Origin of the sequence: Amycolatopsis sp. NPDC049688 (assembly GCF_040674975.1) — a bacterium.
In the GTDB taxonomy this organism is placed as follows: Bacteria; Actinomycetota; Actinomycetes; order Mycobacteriales; family Pseudonocardiaceae; genus Amycolatopsis.
Genome location: NZ_JBFANY010000006.1, coordinates 98,902 through 124,635, shown reverse-complemented (window position 1 = coordinate 124,635; position 25,734 = coordinate 98,902). Strand labels below are relative to the sequence as shown.

Sequence of the window (25,734 nt, the reverse complement as noted above, 5' to 3'; positions counted from 1 at the left end):
CTTCCGGCTCCTCTGCGACCTCGCGAAGTTCAGCCGGGCTGAGCCGGCGCCCACAGGCCGTCCGCGTCGCCCGCGGCCAGCCGGCCGCGGTACACGCCGATCTTGCGGTCGATCAGGGCCAGGTTCTCCTGCAGCTCCGCCAGCCGGGCCAGCACGTCGGCGCGGTGCTCCTCCAGCAGGGCCAGCCGCTCCGGCTCGTTGCCGCGGCCGGCGGCGACCAGCTCCGCGTACCGGCGGATCGTCTTGATCGGCATGCCGGTGGCGCGCAGCTTGGTGCAGATCTTGATCCAGTCGAGGTCCAGCTTCCGGTAGCGGCGGCGGCCGCCGGTCGTGCGGTCGACCTGCGTCACCACCAGGCCCGCGCGTTCGTAGTAGCGCAGCGTGTGCGCGCTGACGCCGGTGCGGCGGGCCGCGTCCGCGATGGTCAGCCCCTCGGCCGGGATCGGCTTGACTTCGAGCACGCTCTAAATCCTAGCGTCGAAATCATGAACGTTCCGACCCCCGGCCGTCCGGGTCTCGTGCTCGCGATCTGCTGCGCCAGCATCGTCGTCGTGGTGATGGACATCTCGATCGTCACCGTCGCCCTGCCCGCCATCCGCCGTGACCTCGGCGCCTCCGTCTCCGGCCTGCAGTGGACCGTCGACGCCTACACGCTCGTGCTGGCCGCGTTCCTGGTGCTCGCCGGGTCGGCCGCCGACCGGTTCGGCCGCAAGCGCGTTTTCCAGTGCGGGCTGGCCGTCTTCGGCCTTGGATCCCTGCTGTGCAGCCTCGCGCCGGGCATCGGCTGGCTGGTCGCGGCCCGCGCGCTGCAGGCCGCCGGCGGCACCATGCTCAACCCGGTCGCGATGGCCATCGTCGCCACCACCTTCCCCGTGCCGGCCGAGCGCGCCCGCGCGATCGGCGTGTTCGGCTCGATGTCCGGCCTGGCGCTCGCGCTCGGCCCGATCCTCGGCGGCGCGCTGGTCGACGGCTTCGGGTGGCGCGCGGTCTTCTGGGTCAACGTCCCGATCGTCGCCGCCGCGCTCGTCGCCACCGCGGTGTTCGTGCCCGAGTCGCGGGCGCCGCGGGCCCGCCGCTTCGACCCGGTGGGGCAGGTTCTCGTGGTCGTCGTGCTCGGCAGCGTCGTCTACGCCCTCATCGAAGTGCATTCGCTGGGCTGGACGTCGCCGTGGATCCTCGGCCTGTTCGCCCTCGCCGCGCTCGGCGTGCTGGGGCTCCTGCGGCACGAGCCGCGCCGCGCCGATCCGCTGCTCGAACTGCGCCTGTTCCGCAGCGTTTCCTTCAGCGGAGCGATCGTGATGGCGGTGTTCGCGCTCTGCGGGTTCGGCGTGTTCCTGTTCGTCACGACGCAGTACCTGCAGGACGTCCGGGGCATGACCCCGCTGGCGGCGGGCCTGTGCCTGCTGCCGGTCGGCGTGCTCGTCCTGGTCCTGTCCCCGCGCACCGGCCGGTTCGTCGGCACGCGCGGGCCCCGGTGGCCGCTGGTCGTCGCGGGGGTCGCCCTCGCCGCGGGCGGCGCCGCCTCGGCGGCCCTCGGGCCGGCCACGCCGCTGCCCGTCGTGCTCGCGACCTTCCTGCTGTTCGGCGTCTTCCTCGGCACGGTGAACCCGCCGATCACGAACACCGCCGTCTCCGGGATGCCGGGGTCGATGGCCGGGGTCGCCGCGTCGCTGGCCTCCGCCGGCCGGCAGACCGGGACGACCCTGGGGGTCGCACTCTCGAGCGTGGGACACGGCGTGTGGTGGGTGGTCGCCGCGCTCGGCGCCGGCCTGCTCGCCTTGGCGCTGGTCAGCACCGGACGGCGGGCGGCCGCGACGGCCGGGCGCGCGGCGGCGTTGTTCGACGAGCTCAGCCTCCCGCGACCGACGGGATGATCTGCACCTCGGCGTCCGCCCGCAGCACCGTCTCCGGGCCACCGCGGTGGCGGCACTCCTCGCCGTCGACGTAGAAGTTGACGTACCGGCGCAGCCCGGCCTGTTCGTCGCGCAGCCGCCGTTCCAGCGCCGGGTACCGCTCGGCGAGCACGTCCAGGAGGCGGCCGAGGGTGGCCGGTTCGGCGACCTCGACGGCGAGCCGGGACTCGCCGCCGGCCTTCTCCCGCAGCGTGCCGGGCAGCAGCACGGTGATCCGCACGGTCACACCCTCGCGGCGCGGACGGTCAGGACGTCGGGCAGGTGCGCCGCGACGAGCTGCCAGCTGTCGCCGTCGTCGCGGCTGGCGTAGACGTCGCCGGTCCGCGTGCCGAAGTACACCCCGGCCGGGTCGGCGTCGTCGGTGCACATCGCGTCGCGCAGGACACCGGCCCAGTAGCCGTCCGGCAGGCCCGGTCCGAGTGCTGCCCACGACTTGCCGGCGTCCTCGCTGCGGTACACCCGGCACCGGCCGTCCGGCGGGAACCGCATCGCGTCGGCGACCAGCGGGAACGTGTAGATCACCTCGGGCCGGTCCGGGTGCACGACGATCGGGAAGCCGAAGTCGCTGGGCAGCCCGTCGGCGATCGACTGCCAGGTCGCGCCGGCGTCGTCGCTGCGGTAGACGCCGTGGTGGACCTGCGCGAACAGGCGGTCCGGCTCGGCCGGGTGCCGCGCGACCTTGTGCACGCACTGGCCGTATTCGGGGTAGGGGTCGGGCACGTGGACCGCCTTGATGCCCGTGTTGCTCGCTGCCCAGGACTCGCCGCCGTCGCCGGTGCGGTAGACGCCGCCGGTGGACATCGCCACGGTGACGCGGGCGGGGTCGGTGGGGTGCGGCAGCACGGTGTGGACGGCCTTGCCGCCGCCTCCGGGCGTCCAGTGTTCCCGGTGCGGGTGGTCCCACAGGCCGCGGACCAGCTCGTAGGTGCGGCCGCCGTCGGTGGAGCGGAACAGCGCGGACGGCTCGGTGCCGGCGTAGACGACGTCCGGCTCGCTCGCCGGGCCCGGCACGAGCTGCCACGCCCTGGCGAGGGACTCGCCGGTGTCCGGCGGGAACGCGATCGGCGCGTGGTCCGGTTCGGCCCAGGTCGCGCCGAGGTCGTCGCTGGTGGCGACGCTCGGCCCGAAGTGCTCGCTGGTGACCCCGGCCAGCAGCCGCGGGGTGGCGCGGCGTGTGTCGATGCCGACCGCGTACACCTCCGTCATCGGGTGGTGCGGGCCGGTCACCTCCCACGTCGTCCGGTCGTCCGTGCTGGTCGCCAGCCACAGACCCTTGCGCGTGCCGATCGCGAGCAGGACGGTCATCGGGCACCTCTCCGTGGTGATGCAGGTCACAGGTACTCTGCCGCAAAAATCTCCCCGGGGAAATGTCGAACGGCCGTCGGGTGCGTTCGACGCGGGGGTGAAGGCCGGTCAGCGCGTCCGGGAACGCACCGGACCCCGGCCGAACACACAGGGAGCACGCCATGCGGTTTCTCATGATGCACCGGGTCGACGAGCACGACCCGAAGTCGTGGAACCCCAGCCAGGAGTTCATCGCGACGATGGGCGGGTTCATCCAGGAGTCGGTGGAGAAGGGCATCCTGATCACCGCGGAGGGCGTCCACCCGACGGAGAAGGGCGCGCTGGTCCGCAAGCCGCGCGGCGCCGCGATCCGCGTGACCGACGGCCCGTTCGCCGAGGCCAAGGAGGTCATCGGCGGGTTCGCGCTGATCAACGCGGCGGACCGGGCGGAGGCCGTCGAGTTCGCCCGGCGGTACGTGGAGCTGTTCGACCAGGACATCGAGGTGGAGGTCCGCCAGGTCGTCGAGTTCGAGGACCTGCCGACGCAGGACTGAGGGCGTCCGGTGGCGCTAGGCTGGCCGCGAGCGGCTCTCGGGGGGTTGAGCGATGTTCCTGGTCACCGGCGCCACCGGCAACGTCGGCGCGGAAGTGGTTTCGGCACTCGCGGCGGCGGGCGCCCCGGTGCGGGCGCTGGTGCGCCGGCCGGACGCGGTGCTGCCGGGCGGGGTCGAGGCCGCCGTGGGCGATCTCAATGCTCCCGACGGCCTCACGGACGCGCTCAAGGGCGTCGAAGGCGTCTTCCTGCTGCCGGGCTACGACGACATGCCGGGCATGCTGGCGCGGGCGCGCGAGGCCGGGGTGCGGCGGATCGTGCTGTTGTCGGGCGGCTCTGCGGCGCTGGCGGACATGGGCAACGCCGTCTCCCGCTACATGACGCTGGCCGAGCGGGCGGTGCGGGAGTCCGATCTGGACTGGACGTTCCTGCGGCCACGCGCGTTCATGGCGAACGCCCTGCGCTGGCTGCCGCAGTTGCGCGCGGGCGACACCGTGCGCGTCCAGTTCCCGCAGGTCGCGGCGGCGTGCATCGACCCGGCCGACATCGCGGCGGTGGCGGCGCTCGCCTTGGCGGGCGGGCACGAAGGCCGGATCCACGAGCTGACCGGGCCGGTGGCGATGCGGCCGGCGGAGCAGGTCGCCGTGCTGGCCTCGGTGCTCGGCCGCGACCTCCGGTGCGTGGAGCTGTCGAACGCCGAGACGCGCGCGGAGCTCGAAGCGAGCCTGCCGCAGGAGTACGCCGACGCGTTCTGGAGCTTCTACGCCGACGGGACGCTGGACGAGGCGACGGTGTTCCCGACGGTGGCCGAGGTGACCGGCCGCCCGGCGCGGACGTTCGCGGAGTGGGCCGAAGCGCACGCGGACGCCTTCCGGTGAAGCGGTGAAAGGCCGCCGCCGGTGGCTGGGCGCCGCGGTCAGCCTGGTCGCGCTGCTCGGCGCGGTCACCCACCTGATCTGGCCCGGCCTGAAGATCGACGCCATCACGGTGCTGCTCATCGTCGTGGCGCTCGTGCCGTGGCTGGGCGAGCTGCTGGAAAGCATCGAGCTGCCGGGCGGCTGGAAGGTCAAGTACCGCGACCTCCAGGAGCGGCAGGACGCGCTCGAGCGCACGACCGCCGAAGTGAGCAGCACCGCCCAGGCGGCGCTGGGCGCCGCCCGGGGTGAAGACCTCCCGCCGACGATGGAAACGGTCCGGCTGTTCGCCGAGGAGTACCGGCGGCTGCGCGCGACACCCCGGCAGCCGGCGCGCACCGCCGAGCTGGATCGGCTGTTCGGCACGATGGTGACCGTGCTCCCGCGCGTGCCGGGCTTCGACCCCGTGCGCGCCTTCGACGACGACGAGGGCGGGATCCGGCTCGCCGGTTACGCCCTGCTCTACGGACGACCGGATCCCGCGTTGCTCGAAGAGACGGTGCGGGCCCTCGGCCGCGAATCCACCGCGTTCATCCAGTACTGGGCCATCCGCACGGTGGCCGCCATGCTCGAACGCGCGGATCCGGCCGACGTGCCCGAAGAGGTCTTCGACGTGCTGCAGGAGCTGTTCGGCCGGCTCCCGCGCAACAGTTCGCGGCACGAACAGCTCGGGCGGCTCCTCGGCTCGCGTCGCTACGGCTGAGCATCCGCGCCACCGTCCCCTGGACGGCCGTTGTGCTTCCCCGGCGGTGCGGCCAAGGTGGTTCCGGCGGCCGACGAGGAGGGCGGAGTTGAGCGGAGAGCACGGGTCCTGGCCGGACCTGTCCGCCGTGCTCGCCGTCCTGCTCGCCGTGCCCGTCGTCGCCAGCAGCCTGCTTGTGCTCGGGCTCGCCGGGAAACTCGCCTGGCCCGGGTACTTCTGGGTGGTGCCCCTCGCCTGGGTGCTGGCGGGCGGGATCACCTTCGTGCCCGCCTTCGAACACTTCCTGCTGCCGCTGACCTTCGGCATGCGGCGGCCGACGACGCGGGAGCTCGCGCGGCTCACCCCCAGCTGGCAGGCCGTCTGCGTCGCGGCCGGGGTGGACGGGGACCGCTACCGGTTGTGGGTCGACCGGTCGCGTGAACTCAACGCCTTCGCCGCCGGCGGCCGGACCGTCGCCGTCACGCGGACCGCGCTGGAGCTGCCGCCGCCGAGCCTGGAGGCGATCCTCGCCCACGAACTCGGCCACCACCTGGCCGGGCACACCCGGATCTCGCTGTACGTCTGGTGGCTGGAGCTGCCGGCCCGGCTCCTGACCCGCCTGGTCCGGCTGCTCGCCTTGGCGGTGCCGTACGTCGGGCGCGCGTTCGCCGCGTTCGGGCGGTCGGTGGCCGTGCTCGTCACCGTGCTGCTGACGCTGGGCATCCTCACCGCGCTGGCCTTCCTCGACCCGTGGCTGCTGCTGGCGCCGCTGCTCGGCCCGGTGCTCGCCTGGTCGAAACGGCTCGGCGAATACCGCGCCGACCTGGTCGCGGCGCGGCTGGGCTACGGGCCGGAGCTGATCACGCTGTTCCGGGAGTGGATCCGGGCGGGCGGCGGCGGCGAGCGGCGGACGTGGGCGCGGCTGCTGGCCGGGCACCCGGCCCACGTCGACCGGATCAAGCGGCTGCAGGACCGCGGCTTCCGGGCCTGAGGGATTTTTCTGCGAAGGTGTGTCCAAGGGGCCGGCCGCCGTTCGTAGTCGTGGCGTACGGCAACCGAGCCAGTGGAGGATCCCGTGAAGTACCTGATGCTGATCAACGCCAGCCTGAACGCCGAGGGCGAGGCCGTCGGCGGCTGCACGCCCGAGGGCTGGCAGCTGTTCTACAAGGAGATCCAGGAGGCGGGCGTCTACTGCTACGGGAGCCCGCTCGCCGACTTCACCACGGCCACCACGGTCCGGGTCGGCGACCGGGGCGAGCGCGTCGTCACCGACGGCCCGTTCGCGGAGACCCGCGAGGTGCTCGGCGGGTTCTTCGTCGTCGACGTGCCGGATCTCGACGTCGCCCTCGACTGGGCGGCGCGCTGCCCGGGGTCGCAGGACGGCGGGTCGATCGTGGTGCGGCCGCTCGCCGACTACGTGGGCTGACGCCTGTGACGGGGCGGGCCGGCGCGTCGGTCGAGGCGGTGTTCCGGGAGGAGCGCGGGCTGTTGCTCGCCGCGCTCGTCCGGCGGTTCGGCGATCTCGACCTGGCCGAAGAGGTGACGTCGGAGGCGATCGAAGCCGCGCTGGTGCGCTGGCCCGCCGAGGGGGTGCCGCCGAAGCCGGGCGCCTGGCTGATGACGACGGCCCGGCGCCGGGCGGTCGACCGGCTGCGCCGCGACCAGGCCTACGCGGCCCGGCTCGCGGTGCTGCAGGTCGAGGCCGAACGCGCGGCGCCCACCCCGCCCGCCGACGACGGCGGGCTCCCGGACGAGCGGCTCCAGCTGTTCTTCACCTGCGCCCACCCGGCGTTGTCCGCCGAGGACCGCACGGCGCTGACGTTGCGCTGCCTGGCCGGGCTGACCACGCCGGAGGTGGCGCGGGCGTTCCTGGTGCCGAGCGCGACGATGGGGAAGCGGATCGTGCGCGCGAAGAACCGGATCCGGACGTTGCGCATCCCGTTCCGGGTCCCGGACGCCGGCGAGCTGCCCGGCCGGCTGCCGGGCGTGCTCCAGGTCGTCTATTCGATCTTCACCGAGGGGTACGCGGCCAGTTCGGGCCCGTCCCTGCAGCGGCTGGACCTGGCGGAGGAGGCGATCCGCCTGGCCCGCATCCTCCGCCGGCTGCTGCCCGGCGAGCGCGAGGTGGCGGGCCTGCTGGCGCTGATGCTGCTGATCCATGCGCGCCGGGAGGCCCGCACGGACCCGGAAGGTGCCCTGGTGCTGCTCGACGACCAGGACCGCACCCGCTGGGACCGCGCGATGATCGCCGAGGGAGCGGACCTGGTGGTGCAGGCGCTGTCCGGCGGCCCACCGGGCTGGTACGGCGTCCAGGCGGCGATCGCGGCCCTGCACGACGAGGCCCCGGACGTGGCGGGCACGGACTGGCCGCAGATCGTGGCGTTGTACGACGTGCTGCGCGGGCTGGCACCGTCGCCGGTGGTGGAGCTGAACCGGGCGGTGGCGGTGGCGATGCGCGACGGCCCGGCCGCGGGACTGTCCCTTTTGGACGCCCTGGCGGCCGAGCCGAGGCTGCGCGGGTACGGCCCGTTTTCGGCGGCCCGAGGGGATTTGCTGTCCCGCCTCGGCCGCAACGCGGAAGCGGCGGCGGCATACCGGGAGGCGTTGTCCCTGGCCGGAACCGAGCCGGAGCGAGCTCATCTGCGCGCGCGGCTGGCTGAGGTGGAGGCTGCGAGCGAAGAGCGGTGAGGCTGCGTGCCCCGCGGGCGGCCGTGCCCGCCCGCGGGGCACGGCCGGGCGTGACTTGCCGCAAGGGCGTGGGGCGGCGGGCGAGCCTCGCGCAAGGGCGCGGGACGGCAGGCGTGACTTGCCGCAAGGGCGCGGGGCGCCCTCGGCCGGAGAGCCGGGCCGCTTCTCCGCTGCAGCCAACCGAAACTGTCGGTGGCCCCCGGTAAGCTGGATACCGGGGGCCGGAGGCCTACGCAGCCCGCAGCGCCGCCACCGCCGGCGCGAACATCGTCGCCTTGATCGCGCCCAGCGTCCCGCGGTCCTTCCCCGCTAGCGCCGCCACCCGCTCACGAGCCACCTTCAGCACGTCTCCCTCGCCCGCGACCTCGTCGACCAGACCGATCTCGGCCGCCTCCAAGCCGCCGAACCGCCGTCCCGTCGTCATCGACGCCACGGCCGCCGACGGCGTCAGCTTTCCCTGGATCAGCGCCGCCATCCCGGGGGTGAAGGGGATGTTGATGTCCGCCTCCGGGAAGCAGAAGTAACCCCGGTCCGCCCGCATCACGCGGAAGTCGTGCGCCATCGCCAGCATCGCGCCCGCGCCGAACGCGTGGCCGTTGACCGCCGCCACCGTCGGGACCGGCAACGTCAGCACCCGCGCGAACAGTTCCTGCACCTCCGCGACGTACGCGGAAGCCTGATCGCCGTGGGCGGTCAGCCATTCCAGGTCCAGGCCGTTCGAGTAGAACTTGCCGCCACCGGTGGTCACCAGGGCGCCCTCCACACCGTCCAAAAAGGAATGGACGCGCTGCAGGCAGTCCGGGGAGAACCGGTTTTCGTCGGCGCCGAGGTCCAGCACGGAAACGGTCACGGTCGGTCCTTTTCTCGAGGGGGCACGGTCAGCACGGCCCGCACGGCGGCGGCCAGCCTCGCCCGCACCAGGGGGTCGGTGATGTCACGCCGGAAGAACGCGGTCGGCAGGTCGACCACGCACGTCGTGATCACGTCGACGGCCAGGCCGTCGCCGCGGTCCCACAGCTGCCGGGCGAGCCGCACCAGCAGCGCGACCAGGCGTTTGTCCACCGCGTGCAGCTCGTCGGCCAGTGCGTCGGGCAGTTCGGGCCCGAACAGCCGGTCGCCCCGCACCTTGAGCAGCATCCGCGCCCCGTCCGGCCGGATCGACGCGAACGCGGCGGGCGCATCGGCTGCCGCGACGACCGCTTCCACCGGCGAAGCCGCTTGGTCGACCAGCGACGTCTGCAGGTCGAGGAACGCCGTCGCCGCGCGCAGCCAGACCCGGGCCAGCACGGCGCTGAGCGACCCGAACGCGTGATAAATCGTCCCGTTCGGGACACCGGCAGCCGCCGCCAGGCCACGCACCGTCACCTCGGCGGACGAGGCGACGAGCCGCTCGGCGACGTCGAGCAGCGCGTCGAGGTCGTGGACGCGGGGGCGGGGCATGCGGCGACCGTAACAGAACACGTGCTCCAAAACCAGGGCGGTAAGCTGCGCCCGTGGAGATCTGGATCAACCCGGCGTGCTCGAAGTGCCGGTCGGCGGTGTCGATACTGGACGAAGCGGGCGCGGAGTACACGGTGCGCCGCTACCTCGAAGACCCGCCGACCGCGGTGGAACTCGAAGCCGTCCTGAAGCGCCTCGGCCTCGAACCGTGGGACATCGCCCGCACCACCGAGCCGGTCGCGAAGGACCTCGGCCTCAAGACGTGGGGCCGCACCCCGGACGACCGGTCCCGCTGGATCGACGTCCTGGCCGAGCACCCGAAGCTGATCCAGCGCCCGATCATCACGGCCGACGACGGCACGGCGGTCGTCGCCCGCGACCCCGAAACGGTGCGGTCGGTCCTTTAGGGAATCTCGTCGGTCTTCGCGAGCAGCGGGACGTCCAGCGGCACCGTCTCCGGGTACTTGAGCCCGGCGCCGGTGTTGAGCACGACGACGTCTTCGCCGCCTTCGAGCCAGCCTGACTCGCGAAGCTGCCGCAGCGCGGCGAAGCACGCGCCGCCTTCCGGGCAGACGAAGGCGCCTTCGCGTGCGGCCAGTTCCCGTTGCGCCGCAAGCAGTTCCTCGTCCGTGACGGCGACCGCGGTGCCGCCGGTCGCGTACACGGCGTCGAGCACGAGGAAGTCGCCCAAAGCCTTGGGCACGGTGATGCCGAAGGCGACCGTCCGCGCGTCCGGGAACGGCTCGCTTTCCCGCGCCCCGCGCGAAAAGGCGGTGACGATCGGCGCGCACCCGGTCGCCTGCACCGCCACCAGCCGCGGCAGCGGACCGGAAACCCAGCCCAGCGCGCGCATTTCCAGCAGGGCCTTGTGGATCCCGATGATGCCGACCCCGCCGCCGGTGGGGTAGAGGATGACGTCCGGCAGCCGCCAGCCGAACTGCTCGGCGATCTCGTACCCCATCGTCTTCTTTCCCTCGATGCGGTACGGCTCCTTCAGCGTCGAAACGTCCTGCACGCCCGGACGGCGCGGAACCGCCGACGCGACGAGTCGGCCCGCGTCGCCGATGAGCCCGTCCACCCGGTACAGCTCGGCGCCGGCGGCGACGCACTCGTGCATGGTGATCGGCGGCGCGTCGGCCGGCATGGCGATCAGGCTCGACATCCCCGCGCGCGCCGCGTACAGCGCCCACGCCGCGCCCGCGTTGCCGTTCGTCGGCATCGCGATTCCGCGGACGCCGAGCTCGGCCGCCCGCGAGACGCCGACCGCGGCGCCGCGCGCCTTGAACGTGCCCGTCGGGACCAGCCCTTCGTCCTTCATCCACAGGCGGGACAACCCCAGCTCACGGCCGTAACGCGGCAGCCGCAGCAACGGCGTCATGCCTTCGCCGAGGCTGACGACGTGCTCGGGCGAGCGCACCGGCAGCACCTCGTGGTAGCGCCACAGCGTCGGCTCGCGCCCGGCGATCTCCTTCGGCGTCACGGCTTCACGGACGCCGTCGAGGTCGTACCGGGCGAGCAGCGGCGCGCCGGCCGGGGAGAGGCCCTGGACGGTGTCGGCGGTCACGGATTCGCCGGTTCGCGAGCACTCGAGGTGGCTGAGGAAGGAATACGGCACGAGATCGATCGTAGGTCCTAAGGTGAGGGCATGGACGCGCTGCGGGTGTGCCTGTACGTCTTCGCCGGGGTGACCGCCGGCACCTGGCTGGTGTCCGTCCTGACCAGGGAGTACTCCTGGGTCGACCGGATCTGGTCGATCGTGCCGGTGGCCTACGCCGGGATCTTCGCGGGTGCCGCCGGGTTCGCGGATGCGCGGCTGGACGTGCTGTTCGCGCTGGTCACGTTGTGGGGGATCCGGCTGACCTTCAACTTCGCCCGGAAGGGTGGTTACGCGCCCGGCGGCGAGGACTACCGGTGGGCCGTGCTGCGCGAGCGGATGGCGCCGTGGCAGTTCCAGCTGTTCAACTTCTTCTTCATCTCGCTGTACCAGAACGTGATCCTGCTGCTGATCACGCTCCCGGCGCTGACGGCGCTGGAGCATCCCGGTGGTTTCGGGGTCGCGGATGTCGTCGTCGCGGTGGTGTTCCTCGCCTTCCTCGCCGGGGAGACCGTGGCCGACCAGCAGCAGTGGGAGTTCCACCGGGAGAAGCACGCCGGGCGGGCGCCGACGCGGTTCCTGCAGGCCGGGCTGTTCCGCTACTCGCGGCACCCGAACTTCTTCTTCGAGCAGGCGCAGTGGTGGGCGGTCGCCGCGTTCGGGGTGGTCGCGGGCGGTCTGCAGTGGACGGTCGTCGGCGCGGTCCTGCTGACGCTGCTGTTCGTCGGCTCGACGCGGTTCACCGAGAGCATCACGAAGTCCCGGTACCCGGAGTACGCGGACTACCAGCGGCGGACCTCGGCCGTGGTCCCGTGGCCGGTCCGCGGATGACGGCCGTCGCCGCGCTGCAACTCGCCACCGGCGTACCGCTCGCCCGGATCCTGGCGTTCGAGGACGAGATCCGGTGCCTCGGCTTGGTGGTGCTGCCGGAGGCGGTGCTCGGCGGCTACCCGGGCCGGACCCCGTTCGTGGAGTACTTCCACGCGGCCGTGACGGTGCCGGGCCCGGAGACGACGGCACTGGCCGGCCTGGCGTCCCGGACCGGCGCGTCGCTGGTGGTGGGCGTCATCGAACGCGACGGCTCGACGCTGTACAGCACGGCGGTGTTCATCGACCCGGACCTCGGGCTGGTGGGCAAGCACCGCAAGCTGGTGCCGACGGCGCGGGAACGCGTGTTCTGGGGCCGCGGCGACGGCTCGACGCTCCCGGTGATCCCGACGGCGGCGGGCCTGGCGGGCGCGGCGATCTGCTGGGAGAACCACATGCCCCTGCTGCGCGCGGCGATGTACGCGAAGGGCGTGCAGATCTGGTGCGCCCCGACGGCGGACGACCGTGACGTCTGGCAGGCGTCGATGCGCCACATCGCGGACGAAGGCCGCTGCTTCGTGGTTTCGGCGTGCCCGTACGAGACCGGAGGCGACGACCCGTTCCGCGGCGGCAGCGTGATCGTCGGCCCGACGGGTGAGGTCCTGGCCGGCCCGCTGCGGGACGGCGAAGGGTTGATCACGGCGGAAATCGACCTCGACGAGCTCGTGGCAGCGCGCAAGAGCCTCGACGTGTCGGGGCATTACGCGCGCCCGGACGTGTTCGAGCTGACGGTGGACGAGCGGCCACGGGACGGCGTCACCTTCCTGCGGTGACGCCGTCCCGCGCGACGCTCACACTGCCGCGCGGCCGCCGTCCACCGGCAGGATCGCGCCCTGGACGAAGCTCGACTCGGCGGTCACCAGGAACGTGATCGCCGCCGCGATCTCCTCCGGAGCCGCCACGCGGCCCGCCGGGCCTGCCGACGCCAGCTCGTCCAGGCCGTCGCCGAAGACCGATGTTCCCTCCGTGCGGGTCGGGCCCGGGCTGACCGCGTTGACCCGGACGCCCGACGGCCCGAACTCCGCCGCCCACGCCTTCGTCATCAGCTCCACCGCGGCCTTCGACGCGCCGTAGACCGCCATGCCCGTCATCCCCCGGAGCGCCACCATCGTGGACACGTTCACGATCGCGCCGCGGCCGCGCGCCGCCATCTCGGGCGCCAGCGCGGCGACGAGGAAGAACGGCGCCTTCACGTTCGTCGCGAACACCGCGTCGAAGTCCGCCTCCGGGAAGTCCGCGGTGGGGCCGGTCGGGAAGATCCCGGCGTTGTTGACCAGCACGTCGATCGGCCCGCCCACCTCGCGCGCCCGGTCGGCCAGGGCCCGCGCCGACGCGGCGTCCGTCAGCTCCGCCGCCACGAAGTCGGCCTTGCCGCCGTTCGCGCGGATCGTCTCGACGACCTCGGCGCCGCGGCCGGCGTCCCGGCCGGACAGCACCACGTGGGCGCCCAGCCCGGCCAGGGCCACCGCCGTCGCGCGGCCGATGCCGCTCGTCCCGCCGGTCACCAGTGCCGTCGACCCGGACAGTTCTGCACTCATCGTTCAGCTCCTTCGAAATCCGCTTTCGAAGAGTGCAAGCGTCCGCACCGGGAAAGGACTTCCGGCGAAGGGTTCGGCCCTGCTTATACCCCCGATCCGGTTCGCCGATGGTCTTCCAGCGCCGCGACGAACTCCGCGACGTCCCGCCGCCGCGACGTCGCCGGCCACACGGCCCAGGTCCGCCGGACGATCGGGTTCCCGGCCAGCGGCACCCACCGCACGGTGTCCGGCAGCGGGTACGGCCACTCGGGCGGCGCGAACGCGTACGCCCCGCCCGCGCTGACCGCCGGGATCTTGAGCTCGACGATCAGCCGCTGCTCCTCCGGCACCTCCGGGCCGACGTCGAGGCCGTGGCTGCGCAGGATCGCCGCCAGCTCGTCGTACCACGCCGGGCTGCCCGCGCGCGGGAACGCGAACCACTCCAGCCCGGCCAGCGCCTCCAGCCGGACCGGTGAGCCCAGCTTCTCCGCCACGTCCGCGGCCAGCAGGACGCCGACGTCCTCGGTCACCACGAGCGTCGCGTCCAGGTCGGGCCCGGCCGGGCGCTCGCGGACCAGGCCGACGTCGAGCTCGCCGGCCCGCAGCGCGGCCACCTGCGCCACCGACGACAGGTGCCGCGCCTGCACCCGCGTGTCCGGCAGCCGCGCGAGCGCCGACGGCAGCAGGTCCGGCGGCAGTTCCAGGGGGACGCCGACGCGCAGCACGCCGCCGCCGGCGCTCGTGTGCCGGGCCATGGCCGCGACCGCCTGGTCGTGGCGGGCCAGCACGGCGCGGGCCTCGCCGAGCAGCGTCGTCCCGGCGTCCGTCACCTGGACACCGGTGCTCGTGCGCACCAGCAGCGGGACGCCGAGCCGCCGTTCCAGCGCGGTGATCGTCTGGGACAGGGCAGGCTGGCTGACGTGCAGCTGCCGGGCCGCCTTCGACATCGCGCCCGCCTCGACGACCGCGACGAACGCCCGCAACTCCCGGATCTCCATCAGCCGCTCCACCGGATCGGCAGCGACTTGAGGCCGTTCTGGAAGTTCGACCGCAGCCGCACGGGCTCCCCGGCGAGCTCCACGAAACCGAGCCTGTCGAGCACCGCGTCGAACATCGCCCGCATCTGGACCCGCGCGAGGTGCGCGCCGAGGCAGAAGTGCGGGCCGTGGCCGAAGGTGAGGTGGTCGTTCTGGGTCCGGCCGACGTCGAAGGTGTCCGGGTCGGGGAACACCGACGGGTCCCGGTTGGCCGACGAGAACCAGACCACCACCTTGTCCCCGGCGGCGATGTCCACATCGGACAGCCGGACCTCGGAAACCGCGGTGCGCCGGAAGTGCATGACCGGCGTCCACCACCGCAACATCTCTTCGACCGCCGACGGCAGCAGGGACCGGTCCGCCAGCAGCCGGCGGTATTCCGCGGGGTGGGAGAGCAGCGCGAGCAGCCCACCGGGCAGGCCGTTGCGCAGGGTTTCGTTGCCCGCCACGGAAAACAGCCAGAAGAGGTTTTCGAACTCGGCGAGCGAGACGCGCCCGCCGTCGTCGCCGACGTGCTGCATCAGGTTGCTCATCACGTCGTCGCCCGGGTGCTCCCGCTTGTACTCGCCCAAAGCGTTCGCGTACGCGTAGAGATCCGGCATGCCCGCGCGCGTACGTGGATCCGGCATCGACCCGTCCGGACCCGGCGACGGCCGGACGGCGAGCGCGGCCCGGGCGAGCTCGCTGACCTCGGAAACGGAAACCGTCGAGCTCACCGCGTATTCGGCGTCCTGGTAGCCGATCACCCGGTTGCTCCAGTCGTACATCAGCCGCCGGTCCTGCTCCGGCACGCCGAACACCCCGGCCAGGGTGCGCAGCGGCAGATCGGCGGCCACCTGCGCGAAATCGCACTCGCCGCGATCCGCGACCGCGTCGACGAGTTCCCGCGCCCAGCTCTCGATCTGCGACGTCAGCTTCGCGACCGCGCGCGGGGTGAACGCCTTCGTGAGCAGCCCGCGCAGCCGGCCGTGCTCCGGCGGGTCCATGTTCAGCATCATCCGGCGTACGTACGCGAGGTCCGCCGCGTCCCGGATCTGCGTCCCGCCGAGCCGCGAGGAGAACACTCCCGGGTCGCGCAGCACCCGCCGCACCTCGGCGTGCCCGAGCACGGCCCAGAAGTCGTCGACGCGCACCACCGGGCCGGCGCGCCGCAGCCGCGCCAGCTCGTCGTACGGGACCCCTCGCACGTAGGTCTCCGGATCGGTGATCGTCACGGGCCCGACCCTAGCCGCGCCCACCGACAATTTGGGAAGCTGCGCGGATGGACACGCTCAACATGCGCATCGGCGGCAAGGGCGAACCGGCCGTCCTCCTCCTGCACGGCCTCGGCGCGACCGGTGCAGTGTGGAACCATTTCGCCGTCCAGCTCGACCGCCGCGTCCTGGTGCCCGACCTGCCCGGCCACGGCCCGTCCGCACCCCTGCCGCACTACAGCTTCGCCACTCTCGCCGAGGCGGTCGCGCGGGCGCTGCCGGACGGCGGGCCGCTGATCGTCGCCGGCCACTCGCTCGGCGGCGTGCTCGCGCTGGAACTGGCGTCCGACCGCTACGACGTCGAGGTCGCCGGGGTGCTGGCTCTCGGCGTGAAGGTCGAGTGGAGCCAGGACGACCTGAACCGCGCGGCCTCGTTCGCGGCCAAGCCACCCCGGGTGTTCGAGACCCTGGCGGACGCCGAACAGGCCTACCTGAAGGTGTCCGGGCTGCTCGGGATCGCGCCCACCGACCCGGCCGGGCTTCGCGAGACCGAGGGAGGCTGGCGCCTCGCGATGGACCCGGCCGCGTTCGGCCTCGGCGCACCGGACATGCCGGCCCTGCTGGCCGGGGCGCGCTGCCCGGTCGTGCTCGCCGCGGGGGAGAACGACCCGATGAGCCGTCCGGAGCAGCTGCGGGCGCTCGATCCCGACGCCGTCACGCTCCCCGGGCTCGGGCACAACGCCCACGTCGAAGACCCGGCCGCGGTGCGTGCCCTGCTGAAGCGCTTCGGCGTCTGAAGGTCCGGGTGCAGCCGTCGTACCCCACGCGACGGCTGCTCCTCGAACCCCTCGCCACCACCGGACACGGCACAGCCTAGGAAGGCGTGGTGGACGTGCGCCTGTACCGCGGCCCCGCGCCGTCGTCACCCTCGGTACCTGCGGAAACGGTTATCTTCGCCGATCGGTGGTACATCTCGGGCGGCACGATCGTGATGCTGGAGAGGTACGTTCCGCCAGGGGGACGCCGGAGAGGACGCCTGTGGACGAAGGCCCGTCGTTCGCCGGATGGCTGCGCGACCGGCGTGTGCTCGCCGGGCTCACCCAGGCCCAGCTCGCCGAGCGCGCCGGACTGAGCCTGCGCGCGGTGCGCAACGCCGAACTCGGCAGCGTCCGGCGGCCCCGGCCGGAGACCGAACGGCGGTTGCGGGAAGCGCTCGCCGAAGCCCCGCCGGAACCGGTGCGGATCGGCGTCCTCGGCCCGCTGACGGTGACGCGCGGGACCGAGCCGGTGGAGATCGGCGCCGAGAAGCAGCGCCTGCTGCTCGCGCTGCTGGCCCTGCAGCCGAACCGGACCGTCCGGCGCGAGGACCTCGTCGACGTCGTCTGGGACGAGCCGCCGTCGTCGTGCCTGGAGCTGCTCCACACCTACGTCGCGCGGCTGCGGCGGGCGCTGCGTCCCGCCGACCTCATCGCCACGGACAAGGGCGGCTACCGGCTCGCCGCCGGGGAACAGGAACTTGACCTGCTGGAGTTCGAAGCGCTCCTCGCCCGCGACGCCCACCGCGAGGCTCTCGGGCTCTGGCGCGGCCCCGCCCTCGCCGATCTCGGACGGCTCCGCCAGCACCCGGCCCGGCTCGCGATCGCGATGCGGCGCGCCAAGGCCGTGATGGCCTACGCCGAGACCGCCGATCCGGAGGATGCGGCGGTACAGCTGCGGGTGCTGACGGCCGAGGAGCCGTTGAACGAGTCGGCGCACGCCAAGCTGATGCTCGTGCTGGCCGCGTCCGGCCGCCAGGCCGTCGCGCTCGGCGTGTACGACGAGGTCCGCCGCCGGCTCGCCGGTGAGCTGGGCATCGAACCCGGCCCCGAGCTGCGCGCAGCCCACCGCCAGGTGCTGCGGCAGGACTTCCCGGAGCCGCCGTCCCGGGTGCCGGCCCAGCTGCCCGCGGACGTGCCCGGCTTCCGCGGCCGCGCCGCCCAGCTGGCCGAGCTGGACGCCCTGCTGCGTCGCGAAGAAGGCGACACCGGCGCGCGCATCGCCGTGCTGTCCGGCACCGGCGGGGTCGGCAAGACCGCGCTCGCAGTGCACTGGGCCCAGCGGTCGCCCGAGGAGTTCCCGGACGGGCAGCTCTACCTCGACCTGCACGGCTTCGGCACGGTCCGGCCGGTCGACCCGGGTGACGCGCTGTCCGGCTTCCTGCGTGCCCTCGGCGTCCCCGGCGCGGACATCCCCGCCGAACCGGAGGAGCGCGCCGCGAAGTTCCGCACCGCGCTCGCCGGCCGCCGGATGCTGTTGCTGCTGGACAACGCGGGCTCGGTCGGGCAGGTCCGGCCGCTGCTGCCCGGCTCGCCGTCCTGCCTGGTGCTGGTGACCAGCCGGGACGCGCTGCCCGGGCTGGTCGCCCGCGACGGCGCGCGGCGGGTGCTCGTCGACCTGCTCACCGAAACCGAAGCCCGCGACCTGCTGCGGGCGCTGCTCGGCCGGCGCGTCGACGCCGAACCCGGCGCCACGGAAGCGTTGATCGGGTATTCGGCCCGGCTGCCGCTGGCCCTGCGGCTCGTCGCGGAGCTGGCGCTGAGCCGTCCGGGCGAGCGGCTCGCCGCCCTGGCCGCCGAGCTGGCCGACGAACGGCGGCGGCTGGACCTGCTCGACGGCGGCGGCGACCCGCTGACCGCGGTCCGCGCGGTGTTCTCGTGGTCCTACCGCCACCTCGCCCCGGCCGCCGCCCGCGTGTTCCGGCTCTGCGGCCTGCACCCGGGCCGCGACCTGACCCCGCCCGCGATCGCCGCGCTCGCCGGCGTCCCGCTGCCGGAGGCGGAACGGCTGACCGGCACTCTCGTGCGGGCCCACCTCGCGCAGCAGACCGGCGAAGACCGCGTCCAGCTGCACGACCTGCTCCGCGTCTACGCCGCCGAGCTCGCGGCCGAGGACCCCGCCGAGAGCCGCGAAGCGCAGGCGCGGCTGTTCGACTTCTACGTTTCCTCGGCCGGGCAGGCGATGGACGTCGTCCTGCCGCAGGAACGCCACCTGCGGCCGCGGGTGCCGGAACCCGACGTGAAGGTGATCGACGCGCAGGCGTGGCTGGAGGCCGAGCGGCGCAACCTGCTGGCGGTGGCCGCGCACGCGACGCGGCACGGGTGGCCCGAGCACCTGCGGCTGCTGTCCGGGATCCTGTGGCACTACCTCGACGTCGGCGGCTACCACGAGGAAGCGCTGGTCCTGCACACGCACGCGTCGGCGCTGGCCCACCACGCCGGCGACCGCGCGGCCGAGGCCGAGCCGCTCATCCTGATCGCGCTGGGCCACTGGCGCGTCGGCCGCTCGCGGGAAGCGTTGCGGTACCTGGAGGAGGCCCTGGTCCTCGCCCGCGAGACCGGCGACCGGCGCACCGAGATCCACGCGGTCAACACCCTCGGCCTGGTCTGCCGCGCCCTGGGCCGCTTCGCCGAAGGCATCGGGTACTCGACCGAAGCACTGGCGCTGGCCCGGAAATCCGGCGACCGCACGAGCGAAGGCCTGGTCCTGGTGGTGCTCGGCTGCACCTGCCGCGGCATCGGCCGGTACGGCGAGGCCATCGGCTACCTCGAAGAGGCCCTCGCGCTGGCCCGCGACATCGCCGACCGCACGAGTGAGGGATACGCCCTGGTCAACCTGGCCGACGCGATGTCGGCGCAGGGCCGCCACGACGAAGCCGCCCGCGTCCTGGAAGAAGGGCTGGAGCACCTGCGCGCGATGGGCGTCCGGGTGAGCGAGGGGTACGCCCTCGCCATCCTCGGCGACATCGAACACGCGCGCGGCCGGTACGCGGAAGCCGCAGTGCACCTGGAGCGTGCCCTGGAAATCGCGCAGGAGACCGGAAGCCCGACCAACCGCAGTGTCGCGCTGAAGCACCTGGGCGACGTCCGGCTGGCGCAGGGCTTCCACGCGGAAGCGGCTCAGCACCTCGACGAGGCGCTGAGCCTGGCCCGCGAGTGCGGTGACCGGGGTGTCGAATCCCGCGTGCTCAACAGCCTCGGCCACCTCGCCGCCGCGCGCGGCGCTTCCGCGGACGCGCTCGGATACCACCGCGAAGCCCTGGCCGTGGCGGGCAAAACGGGGTGCCGTCCCGAACAGGGCCGGGCGCACTGCGGGCTCGGCGAGGTCCACAGTGGACTCGGTGCTCCGGAGGCCGCGCGCGAGCACTGGGAACGCGCGCTGGCCTGTTACGCCGGGGAATGCGTGCCCGGCGCCAACCGGGTCCGGAACCACCTGACGGCCTTGGAACGCGTCGCCGGCTGACGGGGTTCGAGGGCGGCGAGGTCGCTCCGGACGCGTTGGAGGTCCCGGTCGACGAAGTTGGTGCTGCCCGCCGGCCGCCTGGTGATCATGCGTTGCTCCCGGTGGCCTTGAAGAACGCGTAGTGGAAGGTCCCGTCCGGACCGGCGGTGCGGTGCAGGTCCGCGACGCCGCGGGCCCAGCCGTCCGCGGTGGCGAGGCCGCGCGCGACGGCCGTCTCGCCGACGCCTTCGACCATCGCCGTGAACGTGTCGCGGGTGAACCCGGTGACCAGCCCGGGCCGGGAGCTGTCGGCGTAGACCGTCCGCGGTTCGACCGTGACGCCGGCGAACCCGGCGCCGGTCAGCAGCGGGTGCAGGCGCCGGCCGATGAGCGCGTCCCCGCCGGCGTCGGCCTGGAGGCGGACCAGGCAGTCGATCGCGGCCTGGGCGTGCTCGCTGCGCGGGTGGAAGAACGCCGATCCGTGGTCGCCCTCGACGACCGTGATCGTGCCGCCCGGCCGCAGCAGCGTCTTCAGGTGCGCCAGGGCTTTCTCCGGCTCCGGCAGGTGTTCCAGCACGAAGCAGACGAAGACGTGGTCGTACTCGCCGTCCAGGTCGAACAGGTCGGCCCGCCGGAACTCGACGCCCTCGACCCGGGTTCTCGCCTGCCGCAGCGACGCTTCGGAGACGTCGACCGCGGTCAGGTGCGCGCCGGGGCTGCGGGCCACGAGGTGGACGGTCTGGGCGCCGACGCCGCAGCCGGCCTCCAGCACGCGGCTGCCCGCGGGGTAGGCCGTCCCGGCGTGCAGGAGCTCGGCGAGGGTGTCGGCCTGGTCGCCGAGGCGGCGGGTCTCGGGTTCGGTGTATCCGTGCACGTAACCGGTGTCCATGGGACCAGCGTCCTGCGACAATGGCTCGATGGACAGAGCCAAAACACCGCTCTCCGAGGGGTCCATAGGGTCGGACTTCCTGCAGCTCGACGTCCGCGAGGCGCCGCCGGGCGGGCTCGCGGACTGGCTCGCGGGGCAGCTGCGCGCCGCGGTCGCCGACGGACGGCTGCCGGTCGGTGGCCGGCTGCCCGCGTCCCGGGTGCTGGCCGCGGAACTGCGGGTGTCGCGGGGCGTGGTCACCGAGGCGTACCAGCGGCTGATCGACGACGGGCACGCGGCGGGCCGCGGCCGGGCGGGCACGGTGGTGGTCGCCGCACCGGTGCTGCCGCCGGACCCCTCGCCGGACCGGCCGTCGGCCCGGGTGATCACGGCCCGCCCGGGGGTGGAGGTGTTCGAGGCCGTCCGCGCGGCCCCGGCCCGGATCGACCTCACGCCCGGCGTCCCGGATCTGACGGCGTTCCCGCGTGCGGCGTGGCTGCGCGCCGAACGGGCGGTGCTGGACGAGCTGGAGCCGGCCCACTTCGGCTACGGCGACCCGCGCGGGGCGCCGTCGATGCGGCTGGCGGTTTCGCGCTGGCTGGCGCGCAACCGCGGGATCCGCGCCGACCCGGGCGAGATCATCGTGGTCGCGGGGGTGGCGCAGGCGCTGACGCTGGTGGGGGAGGTGCTGCGGGCGCACGGCGTCCGGTCGGTGGCCGTCGAAGACCCGGGTTCCCTGGGCGCCCGGCAGCACCTGCACCACTGCGGCCTGGAGACACCGCCGGTCCCGGTGGACGACGACGGCGTGCGCGTGGCCGAGTTGGCGGCCCCGGCGGTGCTGCTGACCCCGGCCCACCAGTTCCCGACGGGCGTGGTCCTGGGCGGCGAGCGCCGCCGCGAGCTGATGCAGTGGGCGGCCGGCGGCGGCATCGTCCTGGAGGACGACTACGACGCGGAGCACCGCTACGACCGGGCGCCGGTGCCCGCGGTCCGGTCGATGCTGCCGGAGGTCTGTTACATGGGCAGCGTGTCGAAGCTGCTGGCCCCGGCCCTGCGCGTCGGCTGGCTGCTGGCGCCGCCGCGGTTCTTCGCCGATCTGGTGGCGGCCAAGCGGTTCGCGGACCTGGGGAACGCGGTGCTGGCGCAGCTGGTGCTGGCCCGGCTGATGGAGACGGGCGAGCTGGAGCGGCAGCTGCGGGTGGTCCGGGCCCGCCACCGCCGCCGCCGGGACGCGATGATCCGCGCGCTGGCCGCCGACCTGCCCGGCGCGGTGGTCCACGGCGCGGCGGCGGGCCTGCACCTGACGGTGACGTTCGACGGCGACGTGGACGACGTGGCGGTGGCGGCGGCCGCGCTGGCGGAGGGGGTGAAGGTCCAGCCGCTGTCGTGGCACCGGCAGGAACCGGGGCGGCCGGGGCTGGTGCTCGGGTACGCGGCCCGGACGGCGACGGAGATCGCCGAGGGCGTCGCGGTGCTGGGCCGGTTGGTAAAGACTCCACAAAGGACAGTCAAGCGACTGTGATCATGCTCTCCCAGGCGTTCCGCCGCGTTGGTTGCCATACGCAAGCAAGTTGCTTAGCCTAGCTAAGGGACTTTGCGAGCAGAGAGGTTGCACAGTGGCGCAACGCCGGACGTATTCGATCGCGGAACTGGGGCCGCGGTACAAGTGGATCGCGTTGTCCAACACGACGCTGGGCATGCTGATCGCCACGATCAACTCCTCGATCGTGCTGATCGCGCTGCCCGACATCTTCAAGGGCATCGGCATCAACCCCCTGGAACCGGCCAACACGAGCTACCTGCTGTGGATGATCATGGGCTTCCTCGTGGTCACCGCGGTGCTGGTGGTGAGCTTCGGCAGGCTGGGCGACATGTACGGCCGCGCGAGGATGTACAACCTCGGCTTCGCCGTCTTCACCGTTTCTTCCATCATGCTGGCCGTCACCTGGTTCGACGGCGACGCCGCCGCGTTGTGGCTGATCGGCTGGCGGATCGTGCAGGGCGTCGGCGGCGCCTTCCTGATGGCGAACTCCTCGGCGATCCTCACCGACGCCTTCCCGGCCAACCAGCGCGGGCTCGCGCTCGGCATGAACGGGGTCGCGGCCATCGCGGGCTCGTTCCTCGGCCTGGTCGTCGGCGGGGTGCTCGCGCCGGTCGACTGGAACCTGATCTTCCTGGTGTCCGTGCCGTTCGGCGTGATCGGCACCGTCTGGGCCTACCTCAAGCTGCACGACACCGGGGTCCGCAAGCACGCGCGGATGGACTGGTGGGGCAACATCACCTTCGCCGTCGGCCTGATCGCGGTGCTGGTCGGCATCACCTACGGCATCCAGCCCTACGGCGACTCGTCCACCGGCTGGACCAGCCCGATGGTGCTCAGCTGCCTCATCGGCGGTGCCGCGGTGCTGGTGGCGTTCGTGATCATCGAGTCGAAGGTCGACAACCCGCTGTTCCGGCTGTCGCTGTTCAAGATCCGCTCGTTCACCTGGGGCAACGTCGCCAACCTGACGGCGTCGCTCGGCCGCGGCGGGCTGCAGTTCATCCTGATCATCTGGCTGCAGGGCATCTGGCTGCCGCAGCACGGCTACACGTTCGAGCAGACGCCGCTGTGGGCGGGCATCTACATGCTGCCGATGACGGTCGGCTTCCTGCTGGCCGCACCGACGTCGGGCATCCTCGCCGACCGGATCGGCAGCCGCCTGCTCGCCTCGGGCGGCCTGTTCATCACCGCCGTGACGTTCCTGCTGCTGATCGTGCTGCCGGTGAACTTCGACTACTGGGCGTTCGCCGCGATCCTGCTGATCAACGGCATCGGCATGGGCATGTTCTCCTCGCCCAACCGCGCCGAGGTGATGAACAGCCTGCCGGCGGACGCGCGCGGCTCCGGCGCGGGCATGATGACGACGTTCCAGAACGCGGCGATGGTCCTGTCGATCGGCTTCTTCTTCAGCCTGATCATCTCCGGCCTGTCGAGCAGCCTCCCGTCGACGATGCACGACGGCCTGGTCGCGCACGGCGTCCCCGAGGCGGCGGCGGCCCAGGTGGCGAACCTCCCGGCGGTGGCGGTGCTGTTCGCGGCGTTCCTGGGCTACAACCCGATCCAGCAGCTGCTGGGCGGCCAGCTGTCGGCCCTGCCGCCGGACCAGGCGTCGTTCCTGACCGGCCGCAGCTTCTTCCCGAACCTGATTTCGGGCCCGTTCCAGTCCGGTCTGGCGGTGGCGTTCGGCTTTGCGATCGCGGTCTGCCTGATCGGCGCCGTGGCGTCGCTGCTGACGAAGGACGCGCGCCCGAAGAACCGCGAGTCGGTGGGCGAGGAACTGGCCGCGGTGGCGGGGGAGTCGGGCACCGGGCCGAGCGAATTGGTGTCGCCGTCCAGCGAACGCTGAAGGTAGTTTCGGAAGCCGGGTGCCGTCGGGGCACCCGGCTTTTCCGTCAGGGGGAGTGGTGGAGCGGGATGAGCTGGCCGCGCTGCTGACGGGTCGCGAAGGCGTGTTCGCGCTGGCTCGCTCGGCGCTGGATTCCGGGGCCAGGCTCATCGGCACCGACCGGCCGGGGGTGGCCGAGTCGTACTGGCGGATCTTCCGCCGCCGGGAGCGGCACACGCACCGGACGGGCCAGGCGTCGGCCGGGTTCGCCGACGCCGTCGCCGACCTGGAAGCCTGCCCGGAACGCGAGCTGTACCTGGTGTTCGTCGACGACCGCCCGGCCGGCGGCTACTGGTTCTCCGTGTTCGTGACCCCGGACCGGAGCCGTGTGGTCGCCTGCTTCGGCGTCGGGAAACCCTAGACCGTGGCGAGCGCGGGCTCGGTCACTTCGGCGACCGGCGTGATCTTCTTCGCCCGGCGCCGCGCGATGATCCGGCGGCCGACGTCGATCATCGGGACTTCGACCCAGCGGTAGAGCAGGTCCGCCGCCAGCAGCCCGGCGACCGTCACGGCGACCGCGGTGAGCGTCCGGTGCGGCGCGAACTGCGGGATGGCGCCCGCGAGGGCCAGCGCGACGACGCCCTGCATGAGGTAGAGCGAGTACGACCGCTCGCCGACGAACCGCATCGGCCGCCGCGAGAGGCCCCAGGCCAGCGGCCCGCCGCCGGCGACCAGGGACGGCACGAGCAGGGCCACCAGGAGGATGTACCCGGTGCCGGTGATCGAGCCGCCGTCGTCGTGCAGGAACCCGGCGATCTCACCGAACCGGGTCTGCACTGCGATCAGTGCGGCGGCGACCACGAGCCCGGTGACCGGGTGGGTGAACACCCGCAGCGCGGCGAAGCCCTTGCGGTGGTGCAGCACGATCGCCAGGGTGCAGCCGATGAGGATCGGCGAGTACGCGCCCGCGTAGGGCATGAAGGGGATCAGGGCGAGCATGATCGCGACGAGGCCGACCGCGAGGCTCAGGCGCTTCACGAAGCCGAGCGCACCGAGGCCGAACGCGAGCAGCGGCCACACGAGGTAGAACTTCTGCTCGACGCCGAGGGTCCAGGCCTGGCCGAACAGGGCCATCTGGTGGTACTCGCCGACGAAGGCGACGTTCCACGGCAGCGCGGACACGATGCCGCTGTGCCGCAGCCCCAGCCCGCGGAAGTAGGCGAAGACGACGACCACGCCGATCACGACGTAGTAGACGGGGAGGATCCGGAACGCCCGGCGGATGTAGAACTCCGCCAGCGAGACGCGGCCGGCGCGGTCTTCCTCGCGCAAGGCCAGCGTGGTGATCAAGTAGCCGGAGAGCACGAAGAACAGGTGCACCCCGATCCAGCCGTTGGCCCGTTCCCAGTTGGGACCGCCGTAGTGGAAGACGACCACGAGCACGGCGGCGACGGCGCGGACGCCGTCGAGGGCCGGGAATCTTCGGGTCGCCAGGTACTCGTCGTGCGTCATCATCGCGTGATCCCCCCACGAAGCTCAGCTGAGAACCCGCACACTGTAAT

At 73.1% G+C, this 25,734-nt stretch carries 26 protein-coding genes; 15 read left to right on the top strand and 11 right to left on the bottom strand.

What is annotated here, in order from left to right; all coding sequences use genetic code 11:
• Positions 1 to 29: 29 nt before the first annotated feature.
• A complete protein-coding gene (locus AB0J55_RS21730) occupies positions 30 to 461 on the bottom strand; it encodes a MerR family transcriptional regulator (protein ID WP_364251132.1) in 432 nt (143 codons plus the stop codon).
• A 24-nt stretch (positions 462 to 485) separates the two neighbouring features.
• On the opposite strand from AB0J55_RS21730, the gene AB0J55_RS21725 reads away from it, so the two are divergent.
• Positions 486 to 1,874 (top strand): MFS transporter, encoded by a 1,389-nt coding sequence (locus AB0J55_RS21725; RefSeq protein ID WP_364251129.1) that lies wholly within the window; start codon positions 486 to 488, stop codon positions 1,872 to 1,874.
• On the opposite strand, the gene AB0J55_RS21720 is transcribed toward AB0J55_RS21725, so the two are convergent.
• Both AB0J55_RS21720 and AB0J55_RS21715 read right to left on the bottom strand, forming a co-directional pair.
• Entirely contained in the window at positions 1,849 to 2,133 is a 285-nt protein-coding gene (locus tag AB0J55_RS21720) for a ubiquitin-like small modifier protein 1 (protein ID WP_364251126.1), read from the bottom strand. The two genes, AB0J55_RS21725 and AB0J55_RS21720, sit on opposite strands and share 26 nt — an antisense overlap.
• 2 nt (positions 2,134 to 2,135) lie before the next feature.
• Positions 2,136 to 3,218 (bottom strand): exo-alpha-sialidase, encoded by a 1,083-nt coding sequence (locus tag AB0J55_RS21715; RefSeq protein WP_364251123.1) that lies wholly within the window; start codon positions 3,216 to 3,218, stop codon positions 2,136 to 2,138.
• 161 nt (positions 3,219 to 3,379) lie between these two features.
• Here AB0J55_RS21715 and AB0J55_RS21710 point away from each other — a divergent pair, with 161 nt between their 5' ends.
• From AB0J55_RS21710 to AB0J55_RS21685, 6 genes are all read left to right on the top strand, one after another.
• Entirely contained in the window at positions 3,380 to 3,751 is a 372-nt protein-coding gene (locus tag AB0J55_RS21710; RefSeq protein ID WP_364251118.1) for a YciI family protein, read from the top strand.
• Between the two features lie 52 nt (positions 3,752 to 3,803).
• Positions 3,804 to 4,628: an NAD(P)H-binding protein gene (locus AB0J55_RS21705; protein WP_364251115.1), complete on the top strand. Its 825-nt coding sequence runs from the start codon at positions 3,804 to 3,806 to the stop codon at positions 4,626 to 4,628.
• A gap of 4 nt (positions 4,629 to 4,632) precedes the next feature.
• A complete protein-coding gene (locus AB0J55_RS21700; protein WP_364251112.1) occupies positions 4,633 to 5,367 on the top strand; it encodes a hypothetical protein in 735 nt (244 codons plus the stop codon).
• Between the two features lie 88 nt (positions 5,368 to 5,455).
• The gene (locus tag AB0J55_RS21695; RefSeq protein ID WP_364251109.1) at positions 5,456 to 6,337 is read left to right on the top strand and encodes a M48 family metalloprotease; all 882 of its coding nucleotides are present in this window, start codon (positions 5,456 to 5,458) and stop codon (positions 6,335 to 6,337) included.
• An 84-nt stretch (positions 6,338 to 6,421) separates the two neighbouring features.
• Positions 6,422 to 6,772: a YciI family protein gene (locus AB0J55_RS21690; protein WP_364251106.1), complete on the top strand. Its 351-nt coding sequence runs from the start codon at positions 6,422 to 6,424 to the stop codon at positions 6,770 to 6,772.
• 5 nt (positions 6,773 to 6,777) lie between these two features.
• Positions 6,778 to 8,034, top strand: a complete 1,257-nt coding sequence (locus tag AB0J55_RS21685) for a DUF6596 domain-containing protein (RefSeq protein WP_364251103.1) — start codon at positions 6,778 to 6,780, stop codon at positions 8,032 to 8,034.
• A gap of 229 nt (positions 8,035 to 8,263) precedes the next feature.
• Here AB0J55_RS21685 and AB0J55_RS21680 read toward each other — a convergent pair whose 3' ends face one another.
• Positions 8,264 to 8,884 (bottom strand): enoyl-CoA hydratase/isomerase family protein, encoded by a 621-nt coding sequence (locus tag AB0J55_RS21680; protein ID WP_364251100.1) that lies wholly within the window; start codon positions 8,882 to 8,884, stop codon positions 8,264 to 8,266.
• Positions 8,881 to 9,474, bottom strand: a complete 594-nt coding sequence (locus tag AB0J55_RS21675; RefSeq protein ID WP_364251097.1) for a TetR/AcrR family transcriptional regulator — start codon at positions 9,472 to 9,474, stop codon at positions 8,881 to 8,883. Before AB0J55_RS21675 ends, AB0J55_RS21680 begins: the two co-directional genes overlap by 4 nt.
• Positions 9,475 to 9,527: 53 nt before the next feature.
• Here AB0J55_RS21675 and AB0J55_RS21670 point away from each other — a divergent pair, with 53 nt between their 5' ends.
• A complete protein-coding gene (locus AB0J55_RS21670; protein WP_364251094.1) occupies positions 9,528 to 9,881 on the top strand; it encodes an arsenate reductase family protein in 354 nt (117 codons plus the stop codon).
• Here AB0J55_RS21670 and AB0J55_RS21665 read toward each other — a convergent pair.
• Positions 9,878 to 11,089 (bottom strand): threonine synthase, encoded by a 1,212-nt coding sequence (locus tag AB0J55_RS21665; protein WP_364251091.1) that lies wholly within the window; start codon positions 11,087 to 11,089, stop codon positions 9,878 to 9,880. The two genes, AB0J55_RS21670 and AB0J55_RS21665, sit on opposite strands and share 4 nt — an antisense overlap.
• Positions 11,090 to 11,119: 30 nt before the next feature.
• Here AB0J55_RS21665 and AB0J55_RS21660 point away from each other — a divergent pair, with 30 nt between their 5' ends.
• Both AB0J55_RS21660 and AB0J55_RS21655 read left to right on the top strand, forming a co-directional pair.
• On the top strand, positions 11,120 to 11,899 hold the full coding sequence (locus AB0J55_RS21660) for a DUF1295 domain-containing protein (protein ID WP_364251089.1): 780 nt from the start codon (positions 11,120 to 11,122) through the stop codon (positions 11,897 to 11,899).
• Positions 11,896 to 12,708 carry a carbon-nitrogen hydrolase family protein gene (locus tag AB0J55_RS21655; protein WP_364251086.1) on the top strand — a complete coding sequence of 271 codons (813 nt, stop codon included), beginning with the start codon at positions 11,896 to 11,898 and terminating at the stop codon, positions 12,706 to 12,708. Before AB0J55_RS21660 ends, AB0J55_RS21655 begins: the two co-directional genes overlap by 4 nt.
• 18 nt (positions 12,709 to 12,726) lie before the next feature.
• Here AB0J55_RS21655 and AB0J55_RS21650 read toward each other — a convergent pair whose 3' ends face one another.
• From AB0J55_RS21650 to AB0J55_RS21640, 3 genes are all read right to left on the bottom strand, one after another.
• On the bottom strand, positions 12,727 to 13,473 hold the full coding sequence (locus AB0J55_RS21650; protein ID WP_364251083.1) for an SDR family oxidoreductase: 747 nt from the start codon (positions 13,471 to 13,473) through the stop codon (positions 12,727 to 12,729).
• Between the two features lie 83 nt (positions 13,474 to 13,556).
• Positions 13,557 to 14,450, bottom strand: a complete 894-nt coding sequence (locus tag AB0J55_RS21645; RefSeq protein WP_364251080.1) for a LysR substrate-binding domain-containing protein — start codon at positions 14,448 to 14,450, stop codon at positions 13,557 to 13,559.
• Positions 14,450 to 15,703 (bottom strand): cytochrome P450, encoded by a 1,254-nt coding sequence (locus AB0J55_RS21640; RefSeq protein WP_364251077.1) that lies wholly within the window; start codon positions 15,701 to 15,703, stop codon positions 14,450 to 14,452. Before AB0J55_RS21640 ends, AB0J55_RS21645 begins: the two co-directional genes overlap by 1 nt.
• 47 nt (positions 15,704 to 15,750) lie before the next feature.
• Here AB0J55_RS21640 and AB0J55_RS21635 point away from each other — a divergent pair, with 47 nt between their 5' ends.
• Both AB0J55_RS21635 and AB0J55_RS21630 read left to right on the top strand, forming a co-directional pair.
• Positions 15,751 to 16,479, top strand: a complete 729-nt coding sequence (locus AB0J55_RS21635; protein ID WP_364251075.1) for an alpha/beta fold hydrolase — start codon at positions 15,751 to 15,753, stop codon at positions 16,477 to 16,479.
• Between the two features lie 241 nt (positions 16,480 to 16,720).
• On the top strand, positions 16,721 to 19,960 hold the full coding sequence (locus AB0J55_RS21630) for a tetratricopeptide repeat protein (protein WP_364251073.1): 3,240 nt from the start codon (positions 16,721 to 16,723) through the stop codon (positions 19,958 to 19,960).
• 85 nt (positions 19,961 to 20,045) lie between these two features.
• Here the strand turns inward: AB0J55_RS21630 and AB0J55_RS21625 are convergent, their stop codons facing one another.
• A complete protein-coding gene (locus tag AB0J55_RS21625) occupies positions 20,046 to 20,828 on the bottom strand; it encodes an L-histidine N(alpha)-methyltransferase (protein ID WP_364251070.1) in 783 nt (260 codons plus the stop codon).
• A gap of 28 nt (positions 20,829 to 20,856) precedes the next feature.
• On the opposite strand from AB0J55_RS21625, the gene AB0J55_RS21620 reads away from it, so the two are divergent.
• The 3 genes from AB0J55_RS21620 to AB0J55_RS21610 all read left to right on the top strand — a co-directional run bounded on the left by AB0J55_RS21620 (position 20,857) and on the right by AB0J55_RS21610 (position 24,593).
• Positions 20,857 to 22,329, top strand: coding sequence for a PLP-dependent aminotransferase family protein (locus AB0J55_RS21620; protein WP_364251067.1), 1,473 nt, complete (start codon positions 20,857 to 20,859; stop codon positions 22,327 to 22,329).
• Positions 22,330 to 22,423: 94 nt separating this feature from the next.
• Positions 22,424 to 24,193, top strand: coding sequence for an MFS transporter (locus tag AB0J55_RS21615; RefSeq protein WP_364251065.1), 1,770 nt, complete (start codon positions 22,424 to 22,426; stop codon positions 24,191 to 24,193).
• A gap of 58 nt (positions 24,194 to 24,251) precedes the next feature.
• On the top strand, positions 24,252 to 24,593 hold the full coding sequence (locus AB0J55_RS21610; RefSeq protein WP_364251062.1) for a hypothetical protein: 342 nt from the start codon (positions 24,252 to 24,254) through the stop codon (positions 24,591 to 24,593).
• Here the strand turns inward: AB0J55_RS21610 and AB0J55_RS21605 are convergent.
• Positions 24,590 to 25,687 carry an acyltransferase gene (locus tag AB0J55_RS21605; protein ID WP_364251059.1) on the bottom strand — a complete coding sequence of 366 codons (1,098 nt, stop codon included), beginning with the start codon at positions 25,685 to 25,687 and terminating at the stop codon, positions 24,590 to 24,592. The genes AB0J55_RS21610 and AB0J55_RS21605 overlap by 4 nt on opposite strands.
• Positions 25,688 to 25,734: the final 47 nt, after the last annotated feature.

Coding starts and splice junctions, on each gene's coding strand:
- AB0J55_RS21620 (WP_364251067.1), top strand. CDS start 20,857: ATGGACAGAGCCAAAACACCGCTCTCCGAGGGGTCCATAGGGTCGGAC.
- AB0J55_RS21710 (WP_364251118.1), top strand. CDS start 3,380: ATGCGGTTTCTCATGATGCACCGGGTCGACGAGCACGACCCGAAGTCG.
- AB0J55_RS21660 (WP_364251089.1), top strand. CDS start 11,120: ATGGACGCGCTGCGGGTGTGCCTGTACGTCTTCGCCGGGGTGACCGCC.
- AB0J55_RS21635 (WP_364251075.1), top strand. CDS start 15,751: ATGGACACGCTCAACATGCGCATCGGCGGCAAGGGCGAACCGGCCGTC.
- AB0J55_RS21625 (WP_364251070.1), bottom strand. CDS start 20,828: ATGGACACCGGTTACGTGCACGGATACACCGAACCCGAGACCCGCCGC.
- AB0J55_RS21715 (WP_364251123.1), bottom strand. CDS start 3,218: ATGACCGTCCTGCTCGCGATCGGCACGCGCAAGGGTCTGTGGCTGGCG.
- AB0J55_RS21655 (WP_364251086.1), top strand. CDS start 11,896: ATGACGGCCGTCGCCGCGCTGCAACTCGCCACCGGCGTACCGCTCGCC.
- AB0J55_RS21675 (WP_364251097.1), bottom strand. CDS start 9,474: ATGCCCCGCCCCCGCGTCCACGACCTCGACGCGCTGCTCGACGTCGCC.
- AB0J55_RS21645 (WP_364251080.1), bottom strand. CDS start 14,450: ATGGAGATCCGGGAGTTGCGGGCGTTCGTCGCGGTCGTCGAGGCGGGC.
- AB0J55_RS21725 (WP_364251129.1), top strand. CDS start 486: ATGAACGTTCCGACCCCCGGCCGTCCGGGTCTCGTGCTCGCGATCTGC.
- AB0J55_RS21650 (WP_364251083.1), bottom strand. CDS start 13,473: ATGAGTGCAGAACTGTCCGGGTCGACGGCACTGGTGACCGGCGGGACG.
- AB0J55_RS21605 (WP_364251059.1), bottom strand. CDS start 25,687: ATGATGACGCACGACGAGTACCTGGCGACCCGAAGATTCCCGGCCCTC.
- AB0J55_RS21705 (WP_364251115.1), top strand. CDS start 3,804: ATGTTCCTGGTCACCGGCGCCACCGGCAACGTCGGCGCGGAAGTGGTT.